The sequence below is a fragment of the Kocuria aegyptia genome (assembly GCF_039530085.1).
Classification (GTDB): domain Bacteria; phylum Actinomycetota; class Actinomycetes; order Actinomycetales; family Micrococcaceae; genus Kocuria; species Kocuria aegyptia.
Window position 1 is genome coordinate 61,166 of record NZ_BAAAOA010000019.1, and the last position, 24,852, is coordinate 86,017.

At 73.7% G+C, this 24,852-nt stretch carries 18 protein-coding genes and 1 tRNA gene; 15 read left to right on the forward strand and 4 right to left on the reverse strand.

The features are described from left to right. The first annotated feature begins 63 nt into the window (after positions 1-63). Positions 64-633, forward strand: a complete 570-nt coding sequence (locus ABD220_RS09125) for a M48 metallopeptidase family protein (protein WP_344121840.1) — start codon at positions 64-66, stop codon at positions 631-633. Here the strand turns inward: ABD220_RS09125 and ABD220_RS09130 are convergent. Beyond that, positions 609-2,087: a zinc-dependent metalloprotease gene (locus ABD220_RS09130; protein ID WP_344121842.1), complete on the reverse strand. Its 1,479-nt coding sequence runs from the start codon at positions 2,085-2,087 to the stop codon at positions 609-611. The two genes, ABD220_RS09125 and ABD220_RS09130, sit on opposite strands and share 25 nt — an antisense overlap. Positions 2,088-2,303: 216 nt before the next feature. Here ABD220_RS09130 and ABD220_RS09135 point away from each other — a divergent pair, with 216 nt between their 5' ends. The 3 genes from ABD220_RS09135 (at position 2,304) to ABD220_RS09145 (ending at position 6,648) form a co-directional block, all read left to right on the forward strand. After that, positions 2,304-3,383: a YlbL family protein gene (locus ABD220_RS09135; RefSeq protein ID WP_344121843.1), complete on the forward strand. Its 1,080-nt coding sequence runs from the start codon at positions 2,304-2,306 to the stop codon at positions 3,381-3,383. 157 nt (positions 3,384-3,540) lie between these two features. Continuing rightward, entirely contained in the window at positions 3,541-6,525 is a 2,985-nt protein-coding gene (locus ABD220_RS09140; RefSeq protein WP_344121845.1) for a UPF0182 family membrane protein, read from the forward strand. 46 nt (positions 6,526-6,571) lie between these two features. Further along, a tRNA-Met gene (locus ABD220_RS09145) sits at positions 6,572-6,648 on the forward strand. Positions 6,649-6,735: 87 nt separating this feature from the next. On the opposite strand, the gene ABD220_RS09150 is transcribed toward ABD220_RS09145, so the two are convergent. Further along, on the reverse strand, positions 6,736-7,479 hold the full coding sequence (locus ABD220_RS09150; protein ID WP_344121847.1) for a PspA/IM30 family protein: 744 nt from the start codon (positions 7,477-7,479) through the stop codon (positions 6,736-6,738). Positions 7,480-7,620: 141 nt separating this feature from the next. Then, positions 7,621-9,681, reverse strand: coding sequence for a TPM domain-containing protein (locus ABD220_RS09155; protein WP_344121849.1), 2,061 nt, complete (start codon positions 9,679-9,681; stop codon positions 7,621-7,623). Positions 9,682-9,958: 277 nt separating this feature from the next. Here ABD220_RS09155 and ABD220_RS09160 point away from each other — a divergent pair, with 277 nt between their 5' ends. After that, positions 9,959-11,440, forward strand: a complete 1,482-nt coding sequence (locus tag ABD220_RS09160) for a S1C family serine protease (protein WP_344121851.1) — start codon at positions 9,959-9,961, stop codon at positions 11,438-11,440. 42 nt (positions 11,441-11,482) lie between these two features. Here ABD220_RS09160 and ABD220_RS09165 read toward each other — a convergent pair whose 3' ends face one another. Beyond that, a complete protein-coding gene (locus tag ABD220_RS09165) occupies positions 11,483-11,953 on the reverse strand; it encodes a tRNA (cytidine(34)-2'-O)-methyltransferase (RefSeq protein WP_344121853.1) in 471 nt (156 codons plus the stop codon). A gap of 49 nt (positions 11,954-12,002) precedes the next feature. On the opposite strand from ABD220_RS09165, the gene ABD220_RS09170 reads away from it, so the two are divergent. The 10 genes from ABD220_RS09170 (at position 12,003) to secA (ending at position 24,852) form a co-directional block, all read left to right on the forward strand. After that, positions 12,003-13,217, forward strand: a complete 1,215-nt coding sequence (locus ABD220_RS09170) for a cysteine desulfurase family protein (RefSeq protein WP_344122075.1) — start codon at positions 12,003-12,005, stop codon at positions 13,215-13,217. Between the two features lie 117 nt (positions 13,218-13,334). After that, positions 13,335-14,540: a tRNA 2-thiouridine(34) synthase MnmA gene (gene mnmA / locus ABD220_RS09175; RefSeq protein WP_344121855.1), complete on the forward strand. Its 1,206-nt coding sequence runs from the start codon at positions 13,335-13,337 to the stop codon at positions 14,538-14,540. Positions 14,541-14,550: 10 nt separating this feature from the next. After that, positions 14,551-14,952, forward strand: coding sequence for a chorismate mutase (locus ABD220_RS09180; protein WP_344121857.1), 402 nt, complete (start codon positions 14,551-14,553; stop codon positions 14,950-14,952). Continuing rightward, positions 14,949-16,001: a uroporphyrinogen decarboxylase/cobalamine-independent methonine synthase family protein gene (locus ABD220_RS09185; protein ID WP_344121859.1), complete on the forward strand. Its 1,053-nt coding sequence runs from the start codon at positions 14,949-14,951 to the stop codon at positions 15,999-16,001. The genes ABD220_RS09180 and ABD220_RS09185 overlap by 4 nt, the downstream gene beginning before the upstream one ends. 160 nt (positions 16,002-16,161) lie before the next feature. Next, positions 16,162-16,845: an MtrAB system response regulator MtrA gene (gene mtrA, locus ABD220_RS09190; protein WP_344121861.1), complete on the forward strand. Its 684-nt coding sequence runs from the start codon at positions 16,162-16,164 to the stop codon at positions 16,843-16,845. Beyond that, positions 16,842-18,593 (forward strand): MtrAB system histidine kinase MtrB, encoded by a 1,752-nt coding sequence (gene mtrB / locus ABD220_RS09195; protein WP_344121863.1) that lies wholly within the window; start codon positions 16,842-16,844, stop codon positions 18,591-18,593. The genes mtrA and mtrB overlap by 4 nt, the downstream gene beginning before the upstream one ends. After that, positions 18,590-20,284, forward strand: coding sequence for an LpqB family beta-propeller domain-containing protein (locus ABD220_RS09200; RefSeq protein ID WP_344121865.1), 1,695 nt, complete (start codon positions 18,590-18,592; stop codon positions 20,282-20,284). The genes mtrB and ABD220_RS09200 overlap by 4 nt, the downstream gene beginning before the upstream one ends. Before the next feature lie 86 nt (positions 20,285-20,370). Next, positions 20,371-21,171 carry a ComF family protein gene (locus tag ABD220_RS09205; RefSeq protein WP_344121867.1) on the forward strand — a complete coding sequence of 267 codons (801 nt, stop codon included), beginning with the start codon at positions 20,371-20,373 and terminating at the stop codon, positions 21,169-21,171. A gap of 89 nt (positions 21,172-21,260) precedes the next feature. Further along, complete coding sequence (hpf, locus tag ABD220_RS09210; protein WP_344121869.1) at positions 21,261-21,947, forward strand: ribosome hibernation-promoting factor, HPF/YfiA family; 687 nt, start codon at positions 21,261-21,263, stop codon at positions 21,945-21,947. A 190-nt stretch (positions 21,948-22,137) separates the two neighbouring features. Beyond that, a complete protein-coding gene (secA, locus tag ABD220_RS09215) occupies positions 22,138-24,852 on the forward strand; it encodes a preprotein translocase subunit SecA (RefSeq protein WP_344121872.1) in 2,715 nt (904 codons plus the stop codon).

Here is a 24,852-nt window from a genome sequence, read left to right on the forward strand (position 1 = left end):
GCCGTGCACACGGGCGCGGGGCGGCGTTTCGCGGCCCGCGGCCGCGGCGTGTTCAATGGCCCCATGCCCGTACCGTCGCAGCCCGAGGTCGTCGTGCGCCGCTCCGCCCGCCGGCGCAAGACCGTGTCCGCCCACTGGAGCGAGGACACGGTGGTGCTCTCGGTCCCCCAGACGGCCACCCGGCGGGAGATCGAGCACTGGACCCGGGAGCTGGTGCCCCGGGTCGTGGAGCGCCGGCGCCGGGAGGCGGCCAGGGGCGCCGAACGGCGATCCGACGACCGCCTGCTGCGGCGCGCCCAGGAGCTGTCGCGGCGCCACCTCGACGGCCGCGCCCGGCCCTCGGACGTGCGCTGGTCCGGGCGGCAGCACACCCGGTGGGGCTCGGCGACGCCCGCCACCGGCGTCATCCGGATCTCGGCGCAGCTCCAGGAGGCCCCCGAGTGGGTGCTCGACTTCGTGCTGGTGCACGAGCTGGCGCACCTGCTCGAGGCCGACCACAGCCCCCGGTTCCGGGAGCTCGAGGCCCGGTACCCGCTCGCGGAGAAGGCCCGGGCGTTCCTCGACGGCGCCGCGTGGGCGCACCGGAACGCCGGAGGCGCCGCGGCGGATCAGCGGGAGCCGTCCCCGTCCTGAGGCCCCTCGCCCTCCGGCCGCCCGGAACCGCCGTCCGCGCCGGGGCCGCCGTCCACAGCGGGACCGCCGTCCACAGCGGGACCGCCGTCCGCCCCGGGCCCCTCGTAGCCGCCCGAGAGCAGCCGCTGGAGCGCGGCGTCGACCTCGTCCTCGGACGCGGTGAGCAGACCGCGGCGCTCCGAGAAGCCCGCGGGATCGTCCAGGTCCTCGTCGGTGGGCAGCAGCTCCGCGGCGTCCCACAGGCCGTCCCGGTCCTGCACGCCGCGCCGCTCGCCGACGTACTGCCAGAACTGTGCGGCTTCGCGCAGCCGGCGCGGACGCAGCTCCAGTCCCACGAGGGAGCCGAACGCGTGCTCGGCGGGCCCGCCCGAGGCGCGGCGCCGCCGGACGGTCTCGGACAGGGCCTCGGCGGAGGGCAGGTTGGCGGTCGAGTCGACGGTCACCACGTGCACCCAGCCCTCCACGAGGGCGAGCACCGTCTCGAGCCGCTTGAGGGTGACCTCCTGGTCCGGGGTCTGCTGCGGGGCGAAGATCCCGGAGGACAGGGCCTCCTGCATGCTCGACGGGTCCATCGGGTCGATGTCCCGGGCGGCCTCCTCGATGCGGGACATGTCGATGTGGATCCCCGCGGAGAAACGCTTGACGAGGTCCAGGATGTGCTGGCGCAGCCACGGGTTCGCCGCGAACAGGCGGACGTGGGCGGCCTCGCGCACGGCGACGTAGAGCATGATCTCCTGCGCCGGGATGTCCAGGCCCTCGCCGAACGCTCTGATGCTGGCCGGCAGCAGGCCGGAACGGCCTTCCGCCAGCGGCAGGCCGATGTCGGTGGAGCACAGCACCTCGCGGGACAGACCGCCGATGGCCTGGCCGAGCTGGATCCCGAACAGCATCCCGCCGGCGCCGGCGAGCATGCCCGAGGCCCCGCCCATCATGGCGGACAGCTCGGGGGGCAGCTGCTGGGTGAGGGCGTCGGTGAGCGCCTTCGTCACGGACTCCGCGACCGGGCCCGTCATGTCCTTCCAGGTCTCCTGGGTGGCCTCGATCCACTCGGCGCGGGACCACGCCTGGGGTCGGATCGAGGTCTGGCCGAACTCGGTGTGATCGCCCAGCCACAGCTCGGCCAGGCGCATCGCGTCCTCGACCGCGCCGTGCTGGGCCGGGGTCACGGACGGGTCGCCGTCCGCGGAGGCGATCTGCCGGGCGTGGTCGTGGGCGAGCTTCCAGTTGACCGGCCCCTCGGACGCCCCGGCGCCCATCATGGACTGGATCTGCTGGAACATCATGGACATCGCCTGGGGGTCCACCGGCACGCCGGCGCGCCGGAGGTCCTCGGGGCTCATCCCGCTCTGCCCCATGAGGCGCTCGAGCATCTCCTGGAAGGGGTCCTTGGGGCCGTCGCCGGAGTCGTCCCCCGGGGTGTTCCCGGGGCGGTCGCTGGGAGGCTGGGGAGTCATGGGTCCACCGTTCTTCGGTCGGGTCGGGGGATCGGGCGGCGCGGGCGCGCCCGACGTCTCTGCTCCCAGCGTAGCGAGCACCGGACGGGGCCGACCATGAGCCAACTCCCAGTTCGCTGGAAGCTCACGACGGGGTCCCGCACGATAAGCTGGACCGTCCGGACCGGGCGGCTCCGCAGCCCCCGGTCCTCCCGACCACGACGCCGAGGACCGCCCGTGACCGCATCCCCCCGCCCGCGCCGTGCCCTGCGCCGCCGCGGCCTCGAGTCCTGGGCGCTGCTCGGCTCGGCCGGGCTGCTGCTGGCCGGGACGGTGCTGCCCGCGCCCTTCGTGATCGAGGCGCCCGGGCCCACGTTCAACACCGTGGGGGAGCACGACGGCCGGCAGCTGCTGGGGGTCTCCGGGGCCCCGACCTACCCGAGCGAGTCCGTCCTGGACCTGACGACGGTCTACGTCACCGGCGGGCCCAACAAGAACGTCAACGTGCTCACGGTCCTCGGGTCCTGGCTGGACCCGTCCGCCTCCGTCGTGCCGGCCGACACCCTCTACCCCCGGGACGTCTCCGAGGAGGAGGCCGCCCAGCACAGCATGCTCGCCATGAGCAGCTCGCAGGAGGACTCGGTCGCCGCCGCGCTGACGCACCTGGGGCAGGACTTCGACACCCGCCTGTCGGTGCAGGACACCATCCCCGGCGGCCCCGCGGAGGGGGTGCTCGAGCACGGGGACGTCCTGCGCGGCGTGGACGGGGAGCCCGTCCGGTCGCTGCCGTCCCTCAAGGCGGCTCTCGACGCCGCAGGGGAACGCGGCGTCACCCTGCAGGTCGAGCGCGCCGGTACGCCGCGCGACGTCGAGGTGGACACCGTGCGCGACGAGGCGTCGGGGAACTGGCAGCTCGGCGTGTTCCTGCTGGCCGCCTACGACTTCCCGATCGACGTCGCCTTCGAGCTCGACGAGGTCGGCGGGCCCAGCGCGGGGCTGATGTTCGCGCTGGGGATCGTCGACGAGCTGACCCCGGGCTCGATCGCCGGGAACCGGCACGTGGCCGGCACCGGCACCATCACCCCGGAGGGAGAGGTGGGGCCCATCGGCGGCATCCGGCAGAAGCTCGAGGGAGCCGCGGCGGCCGGGGCGGAGGTCTTCCTCGCCCCGGAGGGCAATTGCGCCGAGGCGCAGGGGCACGTGCCCGAGGGGCTGACGGTCGTGTCCGTGCGCACCCTCGACGACGCCGTGGCCACGGCCGAGGCGGTCCGGGACGGCGGGGACCTCTCGGCGCTGCCGGGGTGCACGGCCCGATGACGGCCGCCGCGTGCGCGATTGCACCCCCGAGAAGCCCGCGGGCAGAATGGACGGGGCGCCCCGGTGCCCCGCCGGTGGCGCTCCTCCCCGACGCAGGCCACACCCCACGACTTCACGCACCACACCTGACGAACGACCCCGATTGCAGAGGTAACCAGTGACCGCCGGACCCACCGCCCCCCGACCACCGAGGCAGCAGCCAGCAGGACAGCGGCGGAAACGGGGTGCGCTGTGGCCGACGGTCGTGGTCGTCCTGGTCCTCGTGGCCGCCTTCGTGGGGCTGACCCAGCTCTACACCGACGTCCTGTGGTACGACCAGCTGGGCTACCTCAGCGTGTTCGTCACCGAGAACGTCACGAAGATCGTGATCTTCGTGGTCGCCGCCGTCCTCGTGGCGGCGCTGATGTTCGCCAGCCTCTTCCTCGCCTACCGGAGCCGGCCGATCACGGCCGAGTCCATCGTGGACGACAACCTGCGCCGCTACCAGGAGGCCCTGGAACCGGTCCGCAAGATCGTCATGGTGGTCGTGCCCGTGCTCTTCGGGCTGTTCGCGGCGAGCACGGCGATGACCCAGTGGGACACCGTGCTGCTGTTCCTCAACCAGGAGCCGTTCGGCCAGGAGGACCCGCAGTTCGGTCTCGACATCGGCTTCTACGTCTTCACCCTCCCCTTCCTGCGCTTCCTCATCGGCTTCCTCGTCTCGGCGATCCTGCTGGCCGGCGTGGCGGGGATCCTGATGCACTACGTCTACGGCGGCATCCGGATCACCGAGCGGGGGCTCAGCACCACCCGGGCGTCGCGCGTGCACCTGGGGGTGCTGGCCGCGCTGTTCCTGCTGCTCCAGGCCGCGAACTTCTGGCTGGACCGGTACTCCACGCTGCAGTCCACGTCCGGGACGTGGACGGGCGCCCTGTACACCGACGTCAACGCCGTGATCCCCACCAAGGCGATCCTCGCGGCGGCCGCCCTGATCGTCGCGATCCTGTTCGCCGTCGCGTCCTTCATCGGTCGCTGGCGGCTGCCGGTCATCGGCACCGCCATGCTGCTCGTGGTCGCCGTGGTGGCCGGCGGGATCTACCCGTGGATCGTCCAGCGCTTCCAGGTCACGCCCACCGAGCAGGCCCTGGAGAGCCAGTACATCCAGCGCAACATCGACCTCACCCGATCGGCCTACGGGCTGGACGAGGCGGATGTCATGCCGTACGACGCCACCACGGAGACCGAGCAGGGCGCCCTGCGCCAGGACACCGAGACGACTTCGAACATCCGCCTGCTGGACCCCAACGTGGTCTCCGCGGCGTTCTCCCAGCTGCAGCAGTTCCGCCCCTACTACCAGTTCCCGGACACCCTCAACGTGGACCGCTACGAGATCGACGGCGAGGTCCAGGACACCGTCATCGCGACCCGTGAGCTCAACCCCGACCAGAACCAGGGGTGGTTCAACCAGCACGTGGTCTACACTCACGGCTACGGCGTGGTCGCCGCCTACGGCAACCGGGTCGAGGTGGACGGCAAGCCGCAGTTCATGCAGTCGGGGATCCCGTCCCGGGGTGTCATCTCGGACGACTACGAGCCGCGCATCTACTTCGGCGAGAACTCCCCGCTCTACTCGATCGTCGGCGGCGCGGAGGGCGACGAGCCCCTCGAGCTGGACCGCCCGCAGACGGCCGGCGACGAGGCCGGCGACGCCAAGACGACGTTCGCCGGCAACGGCGGGCCGAGCATCGGCAACTTCTTCAACCGTCTCGCCTACGGCATCAAGTTCCAGTCCTCGGACATGCTGCTCTCGGACGCCGTGCGCCCGGAGTCGCAGATCCTCTACGACCGGGACCCGCGCGAGCGCATCGAGAAGGTCGCCCCGTACCTGACGGTCGACGGCGCCCCGTACCCGGCCATCATCGACGGCCAGGTGCAGTGGATCGTGGACGCCTACACCACCTCGGACGCCTTCCCGTACTCGACGCCGTCGGTGCTGCAGGAGGCGACGCAGGACACGCAGACCGCCCAGGGCGCCGCGGCGGCGCTGCCGCCGGAGCGGGTCAACTACATCCGCAACTCGGTCAAGGCCACGGTCAACGCCTATGACGGCACCGTGAACCTGTACGCGTGGGACGACCAGGACCCGGTGCTGAAGGCGTGGCAGAACGTCTTTCCGAACACGCTGCAGCCCTACTCCGAGATGTCGGCGGAGCTCATGGCGCACGTGCGCTACCCGCAGGACATGTTCAAGGTGCAGCGGGAGCTGCTCAACCGCTACCACGTCACCGACGCGGGCAGCTTCTACCAGAACGACGACGTGTGGTCCGTGCCCAACGACCCGACGCAGGACTCCGACGTGGCGCTGCCCCCGTACTACCTCTCGATGCGGATGCCCGGTGAGGAGGAGGCCAACTTCTCCCTCACCACCTCCTTCATCCCGCAGCAGTCCGAGACGGGCAACACCCGCAACGTGATGTACGGGTACCTCTCCGCCAACTCCGACGCCGGGACCGGCGAGGACGGCGTCAAGAGCGACGAGTACGGCACGCTGCGCCTCCTCGAGCTGCCGCGCTCCTCCGTGGTGCCCGGCCCCGGCCAGGCGCAGAACCTGTTCAACTCGGACACGGACGTCTCGACCGAGCTGAACCTGCTCCGCCAGGGTGCCTCCGAGGTCATCAACGGCAACCTGCTGACCCTGCCCGCGGGCGGCGGCATGCTCTACGTCCAGCCCGTCTACGTCCAGTCCTCGGGCGACGCCGCGTACCCGACGCTGCGGCGCGTGCTCGTCGGCTTCGGCGAGGAGGTGGGCTTCGCGCCCACCCTCGAGGAGGCCCTCGACGAGGTCTTCCAGGGCGACTCCGGCGCCCAGACGTCGACCGGTGCGGGCGTCGACGACGCCGAGGCCGGGACCCCGGACGGGGCCGGTGGGGACGGGGCGCAGCCCCCGGCCGGCGGCGGCAGCCTCGAGGACGCACTCAGCGACGCCAACCAGGCGATCCAGGAGTCCGAGGCGGCCCTGCAGGAGGGCGACTGGAGCGCCTACGGCGAGGCCCAGCAGCGGCTGCAGGACGCCATCGAGCGCGCGCTCGAGGCGGACGGCGTCGCCCCCGAGGCGGAGGGCGAGCCGGCTCCCGAGGAGCCGGCCGAGCAGCCCGCCGGGTAGCCGATTTGCGGGCCCACCCCGCGGCACGTATAGTCGTACATGTCGCCGCGGGGTGGAGCAGTTCGGTAGCTCGCTGGGCTCATAACCCAGAGGTCGCAAGTTCAAATCTTGCCCCCGCAACCACGGAAGGCCCCCGGACCGTCACGGTCCGGGGGCNNCCCCCACGGCCGCGGCCGTGGGGGCTCCTGCGTGCGACGGGAGGAGTGCGGGTCAGACCTCCTCGGAGGAGACGATCCTCTCGGCGTTGCGGGACTTCAGGGCGGCGAGCCGTGCTTCGATCTCCGACTGCTGCCCCAGGGACTCGAGGGACTCGAACTGCGCGTCGAGGGAGGACGCGGCGAGCTCCTGCTGGCCCAGGACGCGGGCCTCCTCGCGGCGGATCTTGTCCTCGAAGCGGGACACCTCGCTCGTCGGGTCCAGCACGTCGAAGGCCTTGAGCGCGTCCTGGACCTGCGCCTGCGCCTGCGCGGTCTTCTGCCGGGCGTTGAGCTCGTCCCGCTTGTTCGACAGCTCCTGGAGCTTGCCCCGCATCCGGTTGAGCCCGTCCTTGAGCTTCTCCACGACCTCCGTCTGGGACTGGATCTGCGGCTCGGCGCCCCGGGCCTCCGTCTCGTACTGGATCTGGCGCTGGAGGGCGACTTTGGCGAGGTTGTCGAACTTCTCGGCCTCGGAGGCCTTGCCGGTCGCCCGGTACTCCTCCGCCTTGTTCGAGGCGGCGAGGGCCTTGTTGCCCCACTCCTGGGACTCGCGCACGTCCTCCGCGTGGTCCTGCTCGAGCAGGCGCAGGCTGCCGATGGTCTGCGCGACGGCGGCCTCCGCCTCGCGGATGTTCTCGGTGTAGTCGCGCACCATCTGGTCCAGCATGCGCTGCGGGTCCTCGGCGGCGTCGATCATGGCGTTGATGTTGGCCTTGGCGAGCTGGGCGATGCGGCCGAAGATGGACTGCTTGATCATGGTTCCTTCTCTCCTGTGGTGCTCCCGGGAGGGGCCTCCCGGGATCGTCGGTCGGTCGGGGATCGAGGGGCGGTCAGGGTTCGTCGGGCGGACAGGGTGGCCGGGGGCCGTCCAGCAACGGCGGGCGCCCGGCGACCGGGGTCAGAAGCTGCCCCCGATGCCGCCGCCGAAGCCGCCGCCACCGCCGAAGCCGCCGCCGAAGCTGCCGCCGAAACCGCCGCCGCCACCGCCGCCGCCACCGCCGAAGCCTCCGCCGCCGTTGAGGATGGAGCCGAGGAGGATGCCGCCCAGCATCGCGCCGCCCAGGCCGCTGTTGGAGCGGCCCCGGTGGCCGCCCATCCCCAGCGGCGTGCCGAACCCGCCGTAGGAGAAGGACTCCACGTCCTGCTGCGCGATGTACTGCGCCTCCCCGGCGAGGCGGACGGCCTCGTTGGCGTAGGTCAGCGCCTCGGAGGGGTCCGACCTCCGGGCCTGCTGGGCGGCCTCCAGGTAGCGCTCGGCCTCCGCGAGGCGGGTGCGCGCCTCCGGGCCGACACCGCCGCGGCGGGCCCAGATGTACTCGCTCGCCGAGCTCAGCTGGGCCTGCGCGGAGACGAGGGTGTGGGCGAGGGTCTCCCGCGCGGAGCGGTCCCGGTCGTTCTGGGAGCGCACCGACGCGAGTCCCTTGTCGAGCTCGTCCTTGGCCACGGCCAGACGCCGGCTCAGGCCGAGCGGATCGATCCGGCCCGCGCCCATCTGGTCCTCGACGGTGCGCAGGACGGCGCTGACGCCGGCGACGGCGCCCGCGAGCTCCGGGTTGGAGCCGCGCCGGACGAGGGCGTCGGCCTCGGCGACGTCCCGCTGGGCGATGGTCACGGCGTCCTTGAGGGACTCCTCGGCGTGGGCGAGCTCGGTGGCCGCGTGCTCCACGGCGTCGAGCAGGCCCTGGGCCTGGCCCACGCCCTCCTCGGCGGCCCGGATGTCCAGCACGGCGTCGCTCGTGCGCCCGGCGGCCAGCTCGGTGCGTGCCTCCTCCACCGCGGTGTCCACGAAGTCGAGCCGGTCCCGGGCCTGGTCGATGTTGTCCTTGACGGGCGCGAGCGCGCTCTCGTGGTAGTGGGCGGTCAGCTCCCGCAGGCGGGTATCGGCCGTGGCGAAGCGGGGGCGCACGGCCTCGGCCTGGCGCTGGACGTCCTCGAGGGCCTGAGGGGCCCGGGACTCCAGCCGGCGCAGTGAGCTGAACGCCTCCTGGTGCTGCTGGAGCGGGCGCTGGGCGTCCTGGGAGCGGGCGATGATCTCGCCCAGCCAGGCCCGCTGCTGCTCCTCGGTGTCGGGGATGTGGTCCTCGAGCTGCTGCTGGAGGGCGAAGGAGGCCTGCATGTGCTTCTTGGCGTCCTGGATGGCGCGGCGGAACGGCTCGACCTGCTCGTCCCCGTACTGCAGCTGCGCGAAGGCCAGCTCCTGCTCGGAGTGCTGGATGGCGTTGTCGGTGGACACGAGCAGCTCCCCGGCCCGCTTGCGCAGCTCCGGCACCGGGACGTCCTGGTAGGGGCCGCCGGGACCCTGCGGGCCGCCCCGGCCGCCGCGCCCGCCCTGCGGGGCGGACTCCTGCTGCCGGCGCTTCTTGTTGCGGGAGGCCATGCCGTAGACGGCGAGCCCGCCCAGCCCGAGCGCCCCGAGGCCGAGCAGGCCGAAGCCCGCACCGCCCCCGTCGGTGCTGTCCTGCGTCCCGGCGGGGGCGCCGGAGAGCTCGGCCTCGATGCCCTCGACCGCGCCCTCGACCGCGCCGTCCCAGTCGTCGGCCGCGAGTGCAGGGGTGATGTACTGCCGGTTGATGCGCTCCTGCTGCTGGGCGCTGAGGGGCCCGGTGGAGTACGCGGAGAAGCGCTGCTGCCGGTCCTCCGTGGCGACCACCAGCACCGCGTCGGAGCTGCCGAGACCGTTGAGCTCGGCGAACTCCTGCAGCCACGCGTCGGGATCCGACGGACTCGTGAAGGAGTCGACGAAGACGGCGGTGAGGGTGATGCCCTCCTGGGTGGCGAGCTCGCGCACGTCCGCGGCCAGCGCGGAGGGGTCCTCCAGGACCCCGGACTCGTCCACGATCCGCTCGCCCGGGGGCACGTCGACGGGCGGCTGGGCGACGGCCGCTCCCGCGGGTACGAACAGGGCGAGCGTGAGCCCGCAGCCGGCGGCGGTCCGGCGGGCAATGGGGCGCCAGTGCATGATCTCCCTCACGTGGTCGGTGCTCCCGATTCTAGGACGGGGCCGCCGCGGCGTGCCGACCGGCACCGGGCCTACGCGCAGGGCGAAACCACAAGGCGGCTGACGACCTGCCGATGGGCGCCCGGCGGACCCACGGGGCCCGTCCGGGCAGCACCCGGGCTGCGGCCAGGGCTCTCAGCGTCGTCTCAGTGCCGTTGTGGATACTGGAGACAGAGCCGCCCGCGCCACCCCGCCCGCACGGGGGTGCCGGGCCCGTCCGTTTCCAGGAGGAGACCCCATGTCCGAGCCCCGCGACCCCCGTTACGGTGCCGATCCGCAGCTCACGCAGCCCCTCCCGTCCGTCGGCGGCCGTCCGGCCCAGGACCCGTGGGCCGCCGGCGCCCAGCAGGACGCGCGCCCCGTCTACGGCGTGCGGCCGGGCGGCGACCAGGACGCGGGCTCCTACCCCGGCGCGTGGCAGGGCGGCGGGGACCCCGTCGGCCGGCACCCGTGGGGGGGCGGCGACGGGAGCGGCACGGGGAGCGGCGCCGGAGGTGGCCGGCAGCGGCGGCGCTTCTCGGGGGGCTCGCTCCTGACGGGAATGGTCCTGGCCGCGCTGGTCGGGGCGGGGGCGGCCGTGGGGACGGACGCCCTGCTGGACGACGGCGGCGCGGCCCCGGCGGCGGGCGGCTCGACGTCCCGCTCGATCATCGTCAACGACCAGGACGAGGTGAACGCGGTCACCGCGGCGGCGTTGAAGGCGTCCCCGTCCGTGGTGACGATCTCCGCGTCCGGCGGCGGCCAGAACGGCTCCGGCTCGGGGGTGATCATCGACGACGAGGGCCACATCCTCACCAACACGCACGTGGTGACCCTCGACGGCAGCACCAGCAGCCCCTCCCTGGAGGTGCAGCTCGACGACGGCAGGGTCCTCCCGGCCGAGATCGTCGGCACCGACCCGCTGTCCGACCTCGCGGTGCTCAAGGTCGAGGCGCAGGGGCTGACCCCCGCGACCCTGGGCTCCCTGGACGACGTGAACGTGGGCGACACGGCCATCGCCATCGGGGCGCCGCTGGGTCTCGCGGGCACGGTGACCGACGGGATCGTCTCCACCCTCAACCGGACCATCACGGTGGCCTCCTCCGCCGCGCCGAGCACGCCCTCGGAGGGCGAGGGCGACGAGCGGGGCAACGGCAACGACTTCTTCTTCAACTTCCCCGACGAGGACGGCGGCTCCGGCGGCCGCTCGCAGGGCTCCTCGTCGTCGGTGTTCCTCAACGTGATCCAGACCGACGCGGCCATCAACCCGGGCAACTCGGGCGGCCCGCTGATCGACACGGACGGCGAGGTGATCGGGATCAACGTGGCCATCGCCTCGGCCGGCTCCACCACGGAGGCCGGCAACATCGGCGTGGGCTTCTCGATCCCCGTCGACACCGCGAGGCGGGTGGCCGAGGAGATCATCGACAACGGCCGGGCGACGCACGGCTACCTCGGCACCAGCGTGAGCGCCGCTCCGGGCGCGGAGGGCCGGAGCCGGGCCTTCTCCGACGGCGCCGCGGTGCAGGAGGTCGTGCCCGGCTCACCGGCCGACGACGCCGGTCTCGAGGTGGGCGACGTCATCAGGGAGTTCAACGGCCACCGCATCCAGGACGCGAGCTCCCTCACGGCGGCCGTGCGCGAGCTGCCCGCCGGCGGCACCGGGACGATGACGGTCGTGCGGGACGGCGAGGAGCGCACCGTGGAGGTGACGGTCGGCGACGCCGACGAGCAGCGGTGAGCGGCGCGACGTGAACCGCCGTGGGCGGCCGGGTGACCGGCCCTAGCTCCTCCCGGCGCCTGCGAAGCCCAGCTGGCGCCAGGCCTCGTAGACGGCGATGGACGCCGAGTTCGCGAGGTTCAGCGACCTGCGGGCCGGCAGCATGGGGATGCGGACCCGCGCGGTGACGTGCGGGTCCGCCTTCACCTCGGCGGGCAGGCCCACCGACTCCGGCCCGAACAGCAGGACGTCCCCGGGGCGGTAGGCCACGTCCGTGTGCGAGACCTCGCCGTCGGTGGTGAACGCCCAGACCCGCTCCGGGGCCAGCGCGGCCCACGCCGCGTCCAGGTCCGGGTGGACGGTCAGCACCGCGAGGTCGTGGTAGTCGAGCCCGGCCCGGCGCAGGTGCGCGGAGCCGAAGTCGAAGCCCAGCGGCTCCACGAGGTGCAGCTCGGCCCCGGTGACCGCGGCGAGGCGGATCGCGTTGCCGGTGTTGCCCGGGATCTCGGGGGTGTGGAAGAGGATGCGGAGCATGACCGCCAGTCTACGGACGCCGGGCCCGGGTCCGGGCCGGGGCCCTAGAATGGCGTGCGTGCCGCACGAGCCCGTCTACCTCGACCACGCCGCCACCGCGCCCCTCCGGCCCTCCGCGCTCGCCGCGGTCGCCGAGCAGCTGGCGCGCGGCGGCAACCCGTCCTCCCTGCACCGGCCCGGCCGCGCGGCGCGCGCCGTCGTCGAGCAGGCCCGTGACGACGTCGCGGCGGCACTGGGCGCGGAGCCCGTCGAGGTCGTCTTCACGTCCGGGGGCACCGAGGCCGACAACCTGGCCGTCCAGGGCCTGTACCGGCACCGGCGCGAGCAGGACCCCCGCCGTCGGCGCGTCCTCGTCTCCGCCGTGGAGCACGCCGCGGTGGCGGACACCGTCGAGTGGCTGGCCGCCCACGAGGACGCCGAGGCCGTCTGGTTGCCCGTCGACGCGGCCGGGCGGGTGGACGCGGAGGCCGTGCGGGAGGAACTGGCCCGGGATCCGGGCGGCACCGCGCTGCTGACCGTGATGTGGGCGAACAACGAGGTGGGCACCGTCCAGCCCGTCGCGGAGCTCGCCGCGCTCGCGGAGGAGTTCGAGGTCCCCTTCCACTGCGACGCCGTGCAGGCCTTCGGCGCCCTGCCCGTGGACGCGCACCTGCCCGGGCTCACCACGCTGGCCGTCTCGGCGCACAAGGTGGGGGGCCCGGTGGGCGCCGGTGCCCTGGTGGCAGGGCGCGCCGTGGGACTGGCGCCCGTCCAGCACGGCGGCGGGCAGGAGCGCGCGGTGCGCTCCGGGACCCTCGACGCCGCCGCGCTCGCCGGGTTCGGCGTGGCGGCACGGGAGGCCGCCGCGGAGCGGGAGTCCGAGGCGCAGCGGCTCGCCGGGCTGCGCGACCGGCTGGTGGAGGGCGTGCGCCGGATCGTGCCGGACGCCGTCCTGCGCGGACCGGAGGACCGGGAGCACACGGGCGCCCGGCTGCCCGGCAACGCCCACTTCACCTTCCCCGGGTGCGAGGGGGACTCCCTGCTGTTCCTGCTGGACGGCGCCGGGATCGCCTCCTCCACCGGCTCGGCCTGCCACGCCGGGGTGCCCCGCGCGTCCGCCGTGCTGCTGGCCATGGGGCTGGACGAGGCCGCCGCGCGCGGCGCGCAGCGCTTCAGCCTGGGCCGCACCAGCACCGGCGCCGACGTCGACGCCCTGCTCGCCGTGCTGCCCGAGGTCCACCGGCGGGCGCTGCGCGCCGGGCTCTCCGGCGCGGCGCCGGTCTGACCCGCGCCGCCGGGACCCGCCGGGGGCACCCCGGCGCGCCGGGAATACCGGCCCGCCGCGCCCCGTTGACGACACGGACCACGACCTCCGACCCCGACCTCTGGAGACGATCTCACCGTGCGAGTACTGGCAGCCATGAGCGGCGGCGTCGACTCGGCCGTGGCGGCGGCCCGCGCCGTCGACGCCGGCCACGACGTGACGGGCGTCCACCTGGCGCTCTCGCGCACGCCCGGCACCCTGCGCACCGGTTCCCGGGGCTGCTGCACGATCGAGGACTCCCGGGACGCCTGGCGTGCCGCCGACGTCCTCGGCATCCCGTACTACGTGTGGGACTTCTCCGAGCGGTTCCAGGCCGACGTCGTCGACGACTTCGTGGCGGAGTACGCGGCCGGGCGCACCCCCAACCCGTGCCTGCGGTGCAACGAGAAGATCAAGTTCGCCGCCCTGCTCGAGAAGGCCCTCGCCCTGGGCTTCGACGCCGTGTGCACCGGCCACTACGCCAAGGTGGTCGAGGACCCCGCCGGCGGCCGGCAGCTGCACCGCGCCGCGGACTGGGCGAAGGACCAGTCCTACGTCCTCGGCGTGCTCACGGCCGAGCAGCTCGAGCACGTGCTGCTCCCGCTGGCCGACACCCCGTCCAAGGCGGAGGTGCGGGCCGAGGCGGCCCGCCGCGGGCTGTCCGTGGCGAGCAAGCCAGACTCCCACGACATCTGCTTCATCCCCGACGGCGACACCCGGGGCTGGCTCGCGGAGCGCATCGAGATGACCGAGGGCGAGATCAAGGACGTCGAGGGCACCGTGGTCGGCACCCACCCCGGCGCCAACGCCTTCACCGTGGGCCAGCGCAAGGGCCTGCGCATCGGCACCCCGGCCCCCGACGGCAGGCCCCGGTTCGTGCTGGAGATCCGGCCCGCGACCAACGAGGTCGTCGTGGGCCCGGAGGCAATGCTGGCGGTCGACGAGCTGCGCGGGATCCGTCCCTCCTGGACCGGGGCGCCCGTGCCCGAGGCGGCACCGCTGCTGCGGCCCGGGGTCGCGGCCGGGACGGCGTCGGCTTCGTTCCCCGTCCTCGCCCAGGTCCGCGCGCACGGGGACCCGGTTCCCGCCCGGGCCCACCTCGAGCTCGTCGCAGGGCCCGACGGCGGCCCGGTGCCCGAGCTCGTGGTCCGCCTCGAGGAGTCCCTGCGCGGCGTGGCCCCCGGCCAGTCCGTCGTGCTCTACCAGGGCACCCGGGTCCTCGGCCAGGCCACGGTCGACCGCGCCCACTCGCTGGCCCGCCCCGACGTCGCGGGCGGTGCGGGCCGGCCAGACCCCGCCCGATAGACTGGCCGGCATGAGCGCACCGCACCCCCACGCCGCCGCCGACGTCCGGGCCCACCAGGACTTCGACGCCACCGCGTCCTCGCTGCAGGAGCAGGCCGACCCCCGCGTGCTCGCCGAGCTGCACTCGATCCGCGGCACCATCGACAACATCGACGCGGCCCTGGTGCACCTGCTCGCCGAACGCTTCAAGGCCACCCAGCGCGTCGGCGTCCTCAAGGCCACCCACGGCCTGCCCGCCGGCGACCCGGACCGCGAGGCCGCCCAGATCGGCCGGCTCCGTGCGCTCGCCGCCTCCGCCCAGCTGGACCCCGAGTTCGCGGAGAAGTTCCTGAACTTCATCATCAGCGAGGTCATCCGCCACCACGTGGCCCTCTCCGAGGACCACCGGCGGCAGGACGACGACCTCTCGTGAGCCGCAGCGCCCCGGCCGGTCCCCGGCGCACCGACCCCGACGTCCCCGGCGTCGTGGGCACGGCCCTCGGCGCGATGCCCGGCACGGACGTCGTCGAGTCGATCACGCTGCTGCGCGGTGAGCTCGGGGCCCCGCACATCTCGTTCCTGCCCGTCCTGCCGGCCCGCGGTGCGGCCGCCGACCCCGTGGCCCGCACGGCCGCGGTGCTCGAGGAGCTGTACGCCGATCAGCAGCCCCACGGGCTGCGCGTGTCCGGGGCGCCGGGCAAGGACTCCCGGTCCGCCCGGGCGCTGCTGGCCGGTGACGTCAACGTGCTCGCCGACGTGATCGGCGCCGAGAGCGGCCCCGACGACGCACCGGTCAAGACGCAGCTGATCGGCCCGCTCAGCCTGGCCGCCCGGCTCCACCTGCACGCGGGGGAGCGGGCGCTCAAGGACCACGGCGCCCGCCGCGACATCGCCGACTCCCTGGCCGCCGGGGTCGTCGAGCACGTCCGGGCCGTGCGCGCCGCGGCACCCGGGCGCGACGTCCTCGTCCAGCTGGACGAGCCCGAGCTCGCCCGGGTGCTCGCGGGCGAGCTGCCCACGATGAGCGGCTACCGGACCCTGCGCGCGGTCCCCCTCGCCGAGGCGCGGCGGTCGCTCGCCGCGGTCGTCGACGCCTGCCGGGGGGCCGGTGCCGCCGGCGTCGCCCTGCGGCTGCCCCCCGAGGTCGATCCCCGGCTCGCCGCGGAGGCCGGTGCGGACGCCGTGCAGGTGCCGGCCCCCGTGGGCCCGGTCCGGGACTGGGAACCGCTCGCGGCGCTCGTCGAGGACGGCATGCAGCTGTGGCTCGGCCTCGTCCCCGTGCCCCGCGCATCGGCCGCCGCCCTCGCCGCCGGCGTGTGGTCCGCCTGGCGGGACGTCGGCCTGCCGCCCGCCGCCCTCGACCAGGTCCGGATCACACCACGCGAGGAGCTCGACGCCCTGGGCCCCGCCGAGCTGCGCGACGTCCTCGCGCGGGTCACCGAGACCGCGTCGACGCTGGCCCGCACCGCCGCCGACGCCTGATCCCGTCCAGCTGGTGGACAGACACACTCCGCGCCGAGGTGCGGGGCGGGCCGGGATCGGCCACAATGCAGGTGGACCCCGGTCCACCACGACGCCCCGGACGCCCCGGGCCACGGCGGTGCCCGCCCCGGCGGGGCCGCCCCACACCACCGGAGAGGCGATGAACGCGCGAATACTGGTCGTCGACGACGACGCCGCCCTGTCCGAGATGATCGGGATCGTCCTGACCGCGGAGGGCTTCGAGCCCGTCTTCTGCTACGACGGTGCCACGGCGGTGGACACCTTCCGGGCCGTGCGCCCGGACCTGCTGCTGCTCGATCTGATGCTCCCCGGCAAGGACGGCATCCAGGTCTGCCGCGAGATCCGCACGATCTCGGACGTCCCGGTCGTCATGCTCACCGCCAAGTCGGACACCGTCGACGTGGTCCGCGGACTCGAGGCCGGAGCCGACGACTACGTGCCCAAGCCGTTCAAGCCCGCCGAGCTCGTGGCCCGGGTCAGGGCCCGGCTGCGCCCCGTCGAGCGCGCCAACTCGCAGGAGCTCCGGATCGGCGACCTCACCATCGACGTGAGCGGGCACAGCGTGCACCGCGGGGACCACGAGATCGGCCTCACCCCCCTGGAGTTCGACCTGCTCACCGCCCTGGCGCGCGCACCGCACCAGGTGTTCTCGCGGGAGATGCTGCTCCGCGACGTCTGGGGCTACCAGCACGCCGCGGACACGCGGCTCGTCAACGTCCACGTGCAGCGGCTGCGCTCCAAGATCGAGCGGGACCCGGAGAGCCCCGAGATCGTGGTCACCGTCCGCGGCGTCGGCTACAAGGCGGGTTCGTCCGCCCGATGACCCCGCCGGACTCCGCCGCCTCCCGCCGGCGCCGCGGGCCGGCCGGGGCCGCGACCCGACGGCTGCGGCTGGGGCGCCTCCTGCTGGCCCGCCGGTGGCGGCAGTCCCTGCAGTTCCGCGCCATCGCCGTGTCCCTGTCCCTCACCGCGCTGGCCTTCTTCGTCACGGGCAGCTTCCTGTCCCACCAGATCGCGGACCGGCTGTTCACCGAACGGCTGGACCAGGTCCTCGCCTCGGCCACCGCGGACTTCGAGCAGGTGCAGGCCAGCTTCGACGCCTCGGACGCCTCCGACCGCGACGAACTGCAGGCGCTCGTGGCCTCGACCCTCGGCTCGCTCTCGGTCGACGGCGCGGAGACGGAGCGCTGGATCCTGCTCCCGATGGACTTCATGAGCGGGCAGACCCTGATCCCCGCGCAGAGCCAGAACCCCTGGATGACCTCGAGCACCGTGCCTCCGGAGCTGCAGGAGCGGCTCGCGGAGCAGGACGGCGTGTTCTGGCAGCCCGCCTCGGTCAGGCTGACGGAGAACGGGGAGGAAGCCCCCGTCATCGTCGTCGGCACCGTGGTGGACCTCTACCAGAACAGCCGCTACGGGCTCTACCTCGTCTACGACTTCTCCGAGCCGCAGCGCACCCTCGACGCGATGCACGCGGTGCTGCTCCTGTCGGTGGTCGTCCTGCTCCTGCTCGTGGGCGCGATCGTCTGGTACGTCACCCGCGAGGTCGTCCGCCCCGTGTCCAGCACCGCCCGCGTGGCCGAGCAGCTCGCGGACGGCGACCTGGGCGTGCGGATGCCGGTCAGCGGCTCGCACGAGGTCGCCCGGCTCGCCCGGTCCTTCAACCGCATGGCGGACAGCCTGCAGGAGCAGATCACCCAGCTCGAGCAGCTCTCCTCGATGCAGCAGACCTTCGTCTCGGACGTCTCCCACGAGCTGCGCACCCCGCTGACCACGGTGCGGATGGCGGCCGAGGTGCTCTTCAACGCCCGGGAGGACTTCGACCCCGTCAACCGGCGCTCCGCCGAGCTGCTCTACCACCAGGTGGACCGCTTCGACTCCCTGCTGGCCGACCTGCTGGAGATCTCCCGCTTCGACGCGGGGGCGGCGCGGCTCGAGGTGGCCAGCGTCGAGCTGTTCTCGGTGGTGCACGACGTCGTGGAGGCCGCCGCCCCGCTCGCCGTCTCCTCCGGCTCGACGGTGCGGGTGCGCTCGGAGCTGTCCCGCTGCACCGTCCAGGGGGACCAGCGCCGGATCGAGCGGATCCTGCGCAACCTCGTGGTCAACGCCCTGGAGCACGGGGAGGGACGGCCCATCGACATCGTCGTCGGGGCCTCCGACGTCGCCGCGGCCGTGGCCGTGCGCGACCACGGCATCGGGATGACCGAGGAGGAGGCCGCCAAGGTGTTCAACCGCTTCTGGCGTGCGGACCCGGCCCGTGCCCGCACGACCGGCGGGACGGGGCTCGGTCTGGCGATCGCCACCGAGGACACGCGGCTGCACGGCGGCCGGCTCGACGTCTGGGGCGCCCCGGGGGAGGGCGCGTGCTTCCGCCTGACCCTGCCCCGCACGCGCGGACGGCGGCTCGTGCCCGACGACGAGAGCCCGCTCGGCCTGCCGCCCGACGCCGACGCGTACCCGGAGACGGCGGTGGTGACGCGGACGGGGACCCTGGCCCTGGCGGCCCCGGCGGAGCAGGCTCGGCCGGCCGCCGCGGCGCACCCGGCCGACCTCGAGGAGGACCGGTCATGAGCGCGACCCGGAGGCTGACCCGCACGGCCGCGCTGGCCGTGGCCGCGGCCGTGGCGATCGGCGGCTGCGGCGCCATTCCCCGCACGGGTCCCGTGCACCGGCACGCCGAGCCCACCCGGTCCGCGGCCCAGCCGACCTACGACGTCGCCCCGGCCGGACCCCGCGAGGGGGCGACGCCCGAACAGATCGTCCGGGGCTTCCTCGCGGCCGGGACCGGCGTGGCCGACGACTACTCCGTGGCCCGGGAGTACCTCACCCCGGAGCTCGCGGGCACCTGGCACCCCGACGCGCGCACCATCGTGCACCGCGGCGACGCCCAGCCCGTGCCCCGGCTCGAGGAGAACGAGTACCGCGTGAACCTCGAGGTGGAGAGCGTGGTGGACGGCAGCGGCGTGATCGAGCGCAAGCCGGCGGGCGCCACCGAGGTGCTCGACTTCGACGTGGCCCAGGTGGACGGCCAGTGGCGGATCTCCGACGCCCCCGACGCGACGGCGCTCACCCCGGCCGACTTCGAGGACATCTTCGAGCCCCACCACCTGTACTTCGCGGACGAGGACCTGTCCAACGTGGTGGTCGACCCCCGGTGGTTCCCGGACCGGGTGCCCGTCTCGACGTCGATCGTGCGGGCCCTGCTCGGCGGCCCCGCGCCCTACCTCCGGGGCGCCGTGACCTCGGCGTTCCCGGCGGGGACCACGCTCGCGCGCTCGTCGGTGCCCGTGCGGGACGGCACCGCCACGGTGGAGCTCAGCGTGCCCGAGTTCGATCCGGCGAACATCGAGATCAACCGCCGGATGCACGACCAGCTCTCGCTGAGCCTGCGGTCCCTCACCGCGGTGAACGACGTGGAGCTGCTCGTCGAGGGAGCACCCGTGGAGCTGGGCGCGGGGTGGACGGACACCGCACCCGTGCAGGACGTCACCGTCCCGTCCCGTCAGGTGGGCCTGCGCGACGGCGGGCTCGTGTTCTACCAGGGCGGCCAGACGGAGGGCGTCGACGGGATCCCCCCGCTGGACGGCCACCACCCGTCCAGCCCCGCGATGGACACCGCCGCCGAGCACTTCGCGTTCGTGGACACGAGCACGGGCTCGCTGGTGACCGTGGCCCGGGGCGAGGAGCCCGTGGAGCGCTTCAGCGGGACCGGCCTGACCCGCCCCAGCTTCGACGAGCACGGGTGGGTGTGGACCGGGGACTCCGCCGGGACCGCCCGGGCCGTGCGCACCGGCCCGGGCGCCGGGGACCCCGTCCGTGTCGAGGCCTCGTGGCTCGCGGCGCGGACCGTCACCTCGCTGCGGATCTCGCGCGGGGGCACGCGCGCGCTCGTCGTCACCGAGGACGACGGGATCTCCCAGATCTGGCTGGCCGGTGTGGTGCGCGAGCCCGACGGGACGCCGCGCCGGCTCAACGAGCCGTTCCGGGTCGCCGCGGACGTCGACGCGGACGTGGCCCTGTGGCTCAGCGACCGGGAGTTCGTCGCGGCCCCGCTCGGGGGCACCGGCTCGGTCCGGCCCCGGGCCTACGACGTGTCCGGGCGCTACCGCGAGCTGCCCGGCCTCGCGGGCCTGACCGGGCTCAGCGGGGGCAACGGCACGTCCTCCGTCTACGCCGTGGCCGGTGGCACCCTGCACATGCTCACCGGCAACGCCTGGGCACCGCAGAGCGAGGACGTGCTGGACCCGGCCTTCGCCGGCTGACGACCCGGCCTCGGTCCACAGCCCCGGCAGTCCGGACCGTCGACCGCGCCCCGTCCGGGGCGGCGGGCACGGGCCATGATGGGCGCATGCCCGCCACCCGGTCCACCGCCCGCGCCCTCGACCGGGCGGCCGCCCTCGTCCTCGAGCGACTGGCCGAGGCCGCCGAGGTGCTGCTGCCCGTGGAGTGCGCCGTGTGCCGTGCCCCGGGGACCGCCCTGTGCCGTGCCTGCCGCCTGCTGCTGCGCCGGTCCTGCGCCCGTCCCTTCGAGGCGTCCTCGGCCGCGACACTGCTCGAGCCGCCCCTGCCGGTCGTCGCCGCCGGGCGCTACGCCCACGGTCTCGCCACGTGCCTGCTCGCGCTCAAGAGCGCCGGACGCACCGACCTGGTCCCCGTGCTGGCCGCGTGCCTGGCCACGGCCCTGCACGCCGCCGCGCCGGACTGGCCGCCCGGACCCGTGCTGCTCGTCCCGGTGCCGACCAGCCCCGCGGCGCTGCGGCGGCGCTGGTTCGACCCCGTCCGGCTGCTCCTGGAGGACTGCGCGCGCCGCGGCGTGCTCCCCGCCGGGGCGGTCGTGAGCCGCGGACTGCGGCACCGCGCGACCGGCACCCTGCCGCCCGGGCCGGCGCAGAAGCGGCTGGGCACCGCGGGCCGGCGGACCCGCCCCTCCGGGTCGATGCGGGCGACAGCGGCCCCTGGCGCCCGGTGCGTCGTCGTCGACGACGTGCTGACCACGGGGGCGACCCTCGGGGAGGCGGCCCGCGCCCTCCGGGCCGGTGGGGCCGAGGTGGTCGGTGCGGTGGTGCTCGCCGCCGTGCGGCCCCCGGCCGTTCCGCTCACCGCTGATTCGGGTCCGGCCCGGGAGGGGCCTGGTGTACATCCCGTGTGATTCAACTAACGTTGAGTCACGGGACGCAACAATCCTCCCGGGTGGGCGGCCCCATCCGCCCACGTCACCCCCGAGATTTGGAGGGCATCATGGAACTGAACGTCATGGGACGCAACGTCGCCGTACCGGAGCGGTTCAAGGAGTACGCCGCCGAGAAGGTCGTCAAGTTCGAGGAGCTGGGCGAGAAGGTCCAGCGCATTGATGTCAAGGTCACCAAGGACCACGCGCTGCCCGGCCACCAGGGCATGGGCGTCGAGATCACGGTCTCCGGCCGTGGCCCCGTCCTGCGGGCCGAGGCGCGCGGCGACGACAAGTTCGCCGCCTTCGACGAGGCCTACAGCAAGCTGCTCGAGCGCCTGCGCCGAGCGCGCGACCGCCGCAAGGTGCACCGCGGCGCCCACCGTCCCACGGCCGTTCACGAGGCCACCGGCGCCCTGCCCGTGGTCCCGAGTTCCGGACCCATCTACACCACCGCCGACGAGCTCGCGACCGCCGAGCAGGAGGCGTTCGACCAGAGCGTGAGCCTCACCGACGCGGTCACCCCCGTCGAGATCCGGCGCAAGCGGTTCCCGGCCTCCGAACTGAGCGTCGACGAGGCCGTCGACCACATGGAGCTCGTCGGCCACGACTTCTACCTCTTCGTCGACAAGGAGACGGGCGAGCCCTCCGCGGTCTACCGCCGCAAGGGCTGGAGCTACGGCGTCATCAGCCTCAGCGACAACGGCGAGGAGTCCGAGGAGAGCGTGCAGGCGTACCAGCCCGAGCCCGCCCGCTGAGCGCACCCCCGTGACGGCGGGGCCCTCCGGCTGGGTGCCGGCCGGGTCCCGCCCCGGAAGAGCCCGGTGGTTGCGTCCACCGGGCTCGTCCGCGCCCGGAGAACGGCACCGGCTCCCGTAGACTGGAGCCGGTGCCGGATACCCCCCCATCAGTCCCAGCACGGCAGTCGAACACGAGGAGCGTGTGCACGTGGCGTCATTCCTGGAGAAAGTCCTCAGGACCGGAGACAAGAAGGTCCTGACGAGGCTGCGGTCCTACACGACCGCCATCAACAGCCTCGAGGACGGCTTCCGGGAGCTCAGCGACGCGGAGCTGCGCGCCGAGACGGACGCGTTCCGTGCCCGGGTCGCCGACGGCGAGTCGCTGGACCGGCTGCTGCCCGAGGCCTTCGCCGTGGTCCGGGAGGCCGCGTCCCGCACCCTGGGCCAGCGCCACTACGACGTCCAGCTCATGGGCGGCGCCGCCCTGCACCTCGGGAACATCGCCGAGATGAAGACCGGTGAGGGCAAGACCCTTGTCGCCACGGCCCCCGCCTACCTCAACGCGCTCACCGGCAAGGGCGTGCACGTCGTCACCGTGAACGACTACCTGGCCGAGTACCAGGCCAACCTGATGGGCCGCGTCTACCGGTTCCTCGGCATGGAGACCGGGGTGGTCCTGGCCAACCAGGACCCCGCGACCCGCCGGCAGCAGTACGTCGCGGACATCACGTACGGCACCAACAACGAGTTCGGCTTCGACTACCTGCGCGACAACATGGCCTGGAGCCCCGACGAGCTCGTCCAGCGCGGGCACAACTTCGCGATCGTCGACGAGGTGGACTCCATCCTCATCGACGAGGCGCGTACCCCGCTGATCATCTCCGGGCCGGCCTCCGGCGAGGCCAACCGGTGGTACACCGAGTTCGGCCGCCTCGTGCAGCGCCTGCAGCCGGAGACGGACTACGAGGTCGACGAGAAGAAGCGCACCGTGGGCGTGCTCGAGTCCGGCATCGAGAAGGTTGAGGACTGGCTGGGCATCGACAACCTCTACGAGGCCCAGAACACGCCCCTCATCGGCTTCCTGAACAACGCGATCAAGGCCAAGGAGCTCTTCCGCGCGAACAAGGACTACGTGGTGCTCAAGGGCGAGGTGATGATCGTCGACGAGCACACCGGCCGCATCCTCGCCGGCCGCCGCTACAACGAGGGCATGCACCAGGCCATCGAGGCGAAGGAGGGCGTGGAGATCAAGGCGGAGAACCAGACCCTCGCCACGGTCACGCTGCAGAACTACTTCCGCCTCTACGACAAGCTCTCGGGCATGACGGGCACGGCCGAGACCGAGGCCGCCGAGTTCATGAACACCTACGGGCTGGGCGTCGTGTCCATCGAGACGCACCGCCCCCTCGCCCGCATCGACCGGCCCGACCTCGTCTACAAGAACGAGGTCGCGAAGTTCGCCGCGGTGGTCAAGGACATCGAGGAGCGCCACGCCAAGGGCCAACCGGTGCTGGTGGGCACGGTGTCGGTCGAGAAGAGCGAGTACCTCTCCAAGCTGCTGGCCCAGCGCGGGGTCCGCCACGAGGTGCTCAACGCGAAGAACCACGCCCGCGAGGCGGCGATCGTCGCCCAGGCCGGTCGCCGGGGTGCCGTCACGGTCGCCACGAACATGGCCGGCCGCGGCACCGACATCATGCTCGGCGGCAACGCCGAGTTCAACGCGGTGGACCGGATGCGCGAGCGGGGCCTGGACCCCCAGCGCGACGCCGAGGAGTACGAGCGCGTCTGGCCCGAGGTGCTGGCCGCCTGCGAGGCCGAGACCAAGGCGGAGCACCAGGAGGTCGTCGAGGTCGGTGGCCTCTATGTCCTGGGCACCGAGCGGCACGAGTCGCGGCGCATCGACAACCAGCTGCGCGGACGCTCCGGGCGCCAGGGGGATCCGGGCGAGTCCCGGTTCTACCTGTCGCTGGCCGACGACCTCATGCGGCTGTTCAACGCCGGTGCCGCCCAGCGGCTCATGGCGGGAGCACCGGACGACACCGCCCTCGAGCACAAGATCGTCTCCCGCGCCATCGCCTCGGCGCAGAGCCAGGTCGAGGGGCGCAACGCCGAGCAGCGCAAGAACGTCCTCAAGTACGACGACGTCCTCAACCGCCAGCGCGAGGCGGTCTACCGCGACCGCCGCCGGGTCCTCGAGGGCGACGACCTCCAAGGGCAGATCGCCCAGTTCGTCGACGAGGTCATCACCTCCACGGTCGAGGACCGCACGGCGGTCGGTCACCCCGAGGACTGGGACCTGGAGGGCCTCTGGGAGTCCCTGCGCACCATCTACCCCGTCACCCTGTCGGTCGACGAGGTCGTGGAGGAGGCCGGGGGGCGCACGCGGCTCACGGCGGAGTTCCTGCGCGAGCAGATCCTCTCCGACGCCCGGCTCGTCTACGACCAGCGGGAGGAGGAGGTCGGCGCGGAGGCCATGCGCAACCTGGAGCGGCGCGTGCTGCTGTCGGTCATCGGGCGCAAGTGGCCCGAGCACCTCTACGAGATGGACTACCTCAAGGAGGGCATTGGCCTGCGCGCCATGGCCCAGCGCGACCCGCTCGTGGAGTACCAGCGCGAGGGCTACGCGATGTTCCAGGAGATGATGGGCGCGATCCGCGAGGAGACGGTCTCGACCCTGTACCGGATGGAGATCCGCCGCCAGCGAGTGGGCGCCGACGGCGGGCCCGTCGACCTGCAGATCCCGCGTCAGCCCAGCTTCCTGCAGTACACGGCGCCCGCGGAGACCGGTGGTACGCAGACCCGCACGGAGCCCACCGCGAGGGGTCGCGCGGAGGACGAGGCGGAGACGGCCGAGGCCTCTCCCAACCGGGCCGGGCGCCGGGCACGGGCCCGGGTCGCCAGCGCCGAGGCCTCCGAGGGCTGA

Coding starts and splice junctions, on each gene's coding strand:
- ABD220_RS09125 (WP_344121840.1), top strand. CDS start 64: ATGCCCGTACCGTCGCAGCCCGAGGTCGTCGTGCGCCGCTCCGCCCGC.
- ABD220_RS09130 (WP_344121842.1), bottom strand. CDS start 2,087: ATGACTCCCCAGCCTCCCAGCGACCGCCCCGGGAACACCCCGGGGGAC.
- ABD220_RS09150 (WP_344121847.1), bottom strand. CDS start 7,479: ATGATCAAGCAGTCCATCTTCGGCCGCATCGCCCAGCTCGCCAAGGCC.
- ABD220_RS09155 (WP_344121849.1), bottom strand. CDS start 9,681: ATGCACTGGCGCCCCATTGCCCGCCGGACCGCCGCCGGCTGCGGGCTC.
- ABD220_RS09160 (WP_344121851.1), top strand. CDS start 9,959: ATGTCCGAGCCCCGCGACCCCCGTTACGGTGCCGATCCGCAGCTCACG.
- ABD220_RS09165 (WP_344121853.1), bottom strand. CDS start 11,953: ATGCTCCGCATCCTCTTCCACACCCCCGAGATCCCGGGCAACACCGGC.
- ABD220_RS09170 (WP_344122075.1), top strand. CDS start 12,003: ATGGCGTGCGTGCCGCACGAGCCCGTCTACCTCGACCACGCCGCCACC.
- ABD220_RS09180 (WP_344121857.1), top strand. CDS start 14,551: ATGAGCGCACCGCACCCCCACGCCGCCGCCGACGTCCGGGCCCACCAG.
- mtrA (WP_344121861.1), top strand. CDS start 16,162: ATGAACGCGCGAATACTGGTCGTCGACGACGACGCCGCCCTGTCCGAG.
- mtrB (WP_344121863.1), top strand. CDS start 16,842: ATGACCCCGCCGGACTCCGCCGCCTCCCGCCGGCGCCGCGGGCCGGCC.
- ABD220_RS09200 (WP_344121865.1), top strand. CDS start 18,590: ATGAGCGCGACCCGGAGGCTGACCCGCACGGCCGCGCTGGCCGTGGCC.
- ABD220_RS09205 (WP_344121867.1), top strand. CDS start 20,371: ATGCCCGCCACCCGGTCCACCGCCCGCGCCCTCGACCGGGCGGCCGCC.
- hpf (WP_344121869.1), top strand. CDS start 21,261: ATGGAACTGAACGTCATGGGACGCAACGTCGCCGTACCGGAGCGGTTC.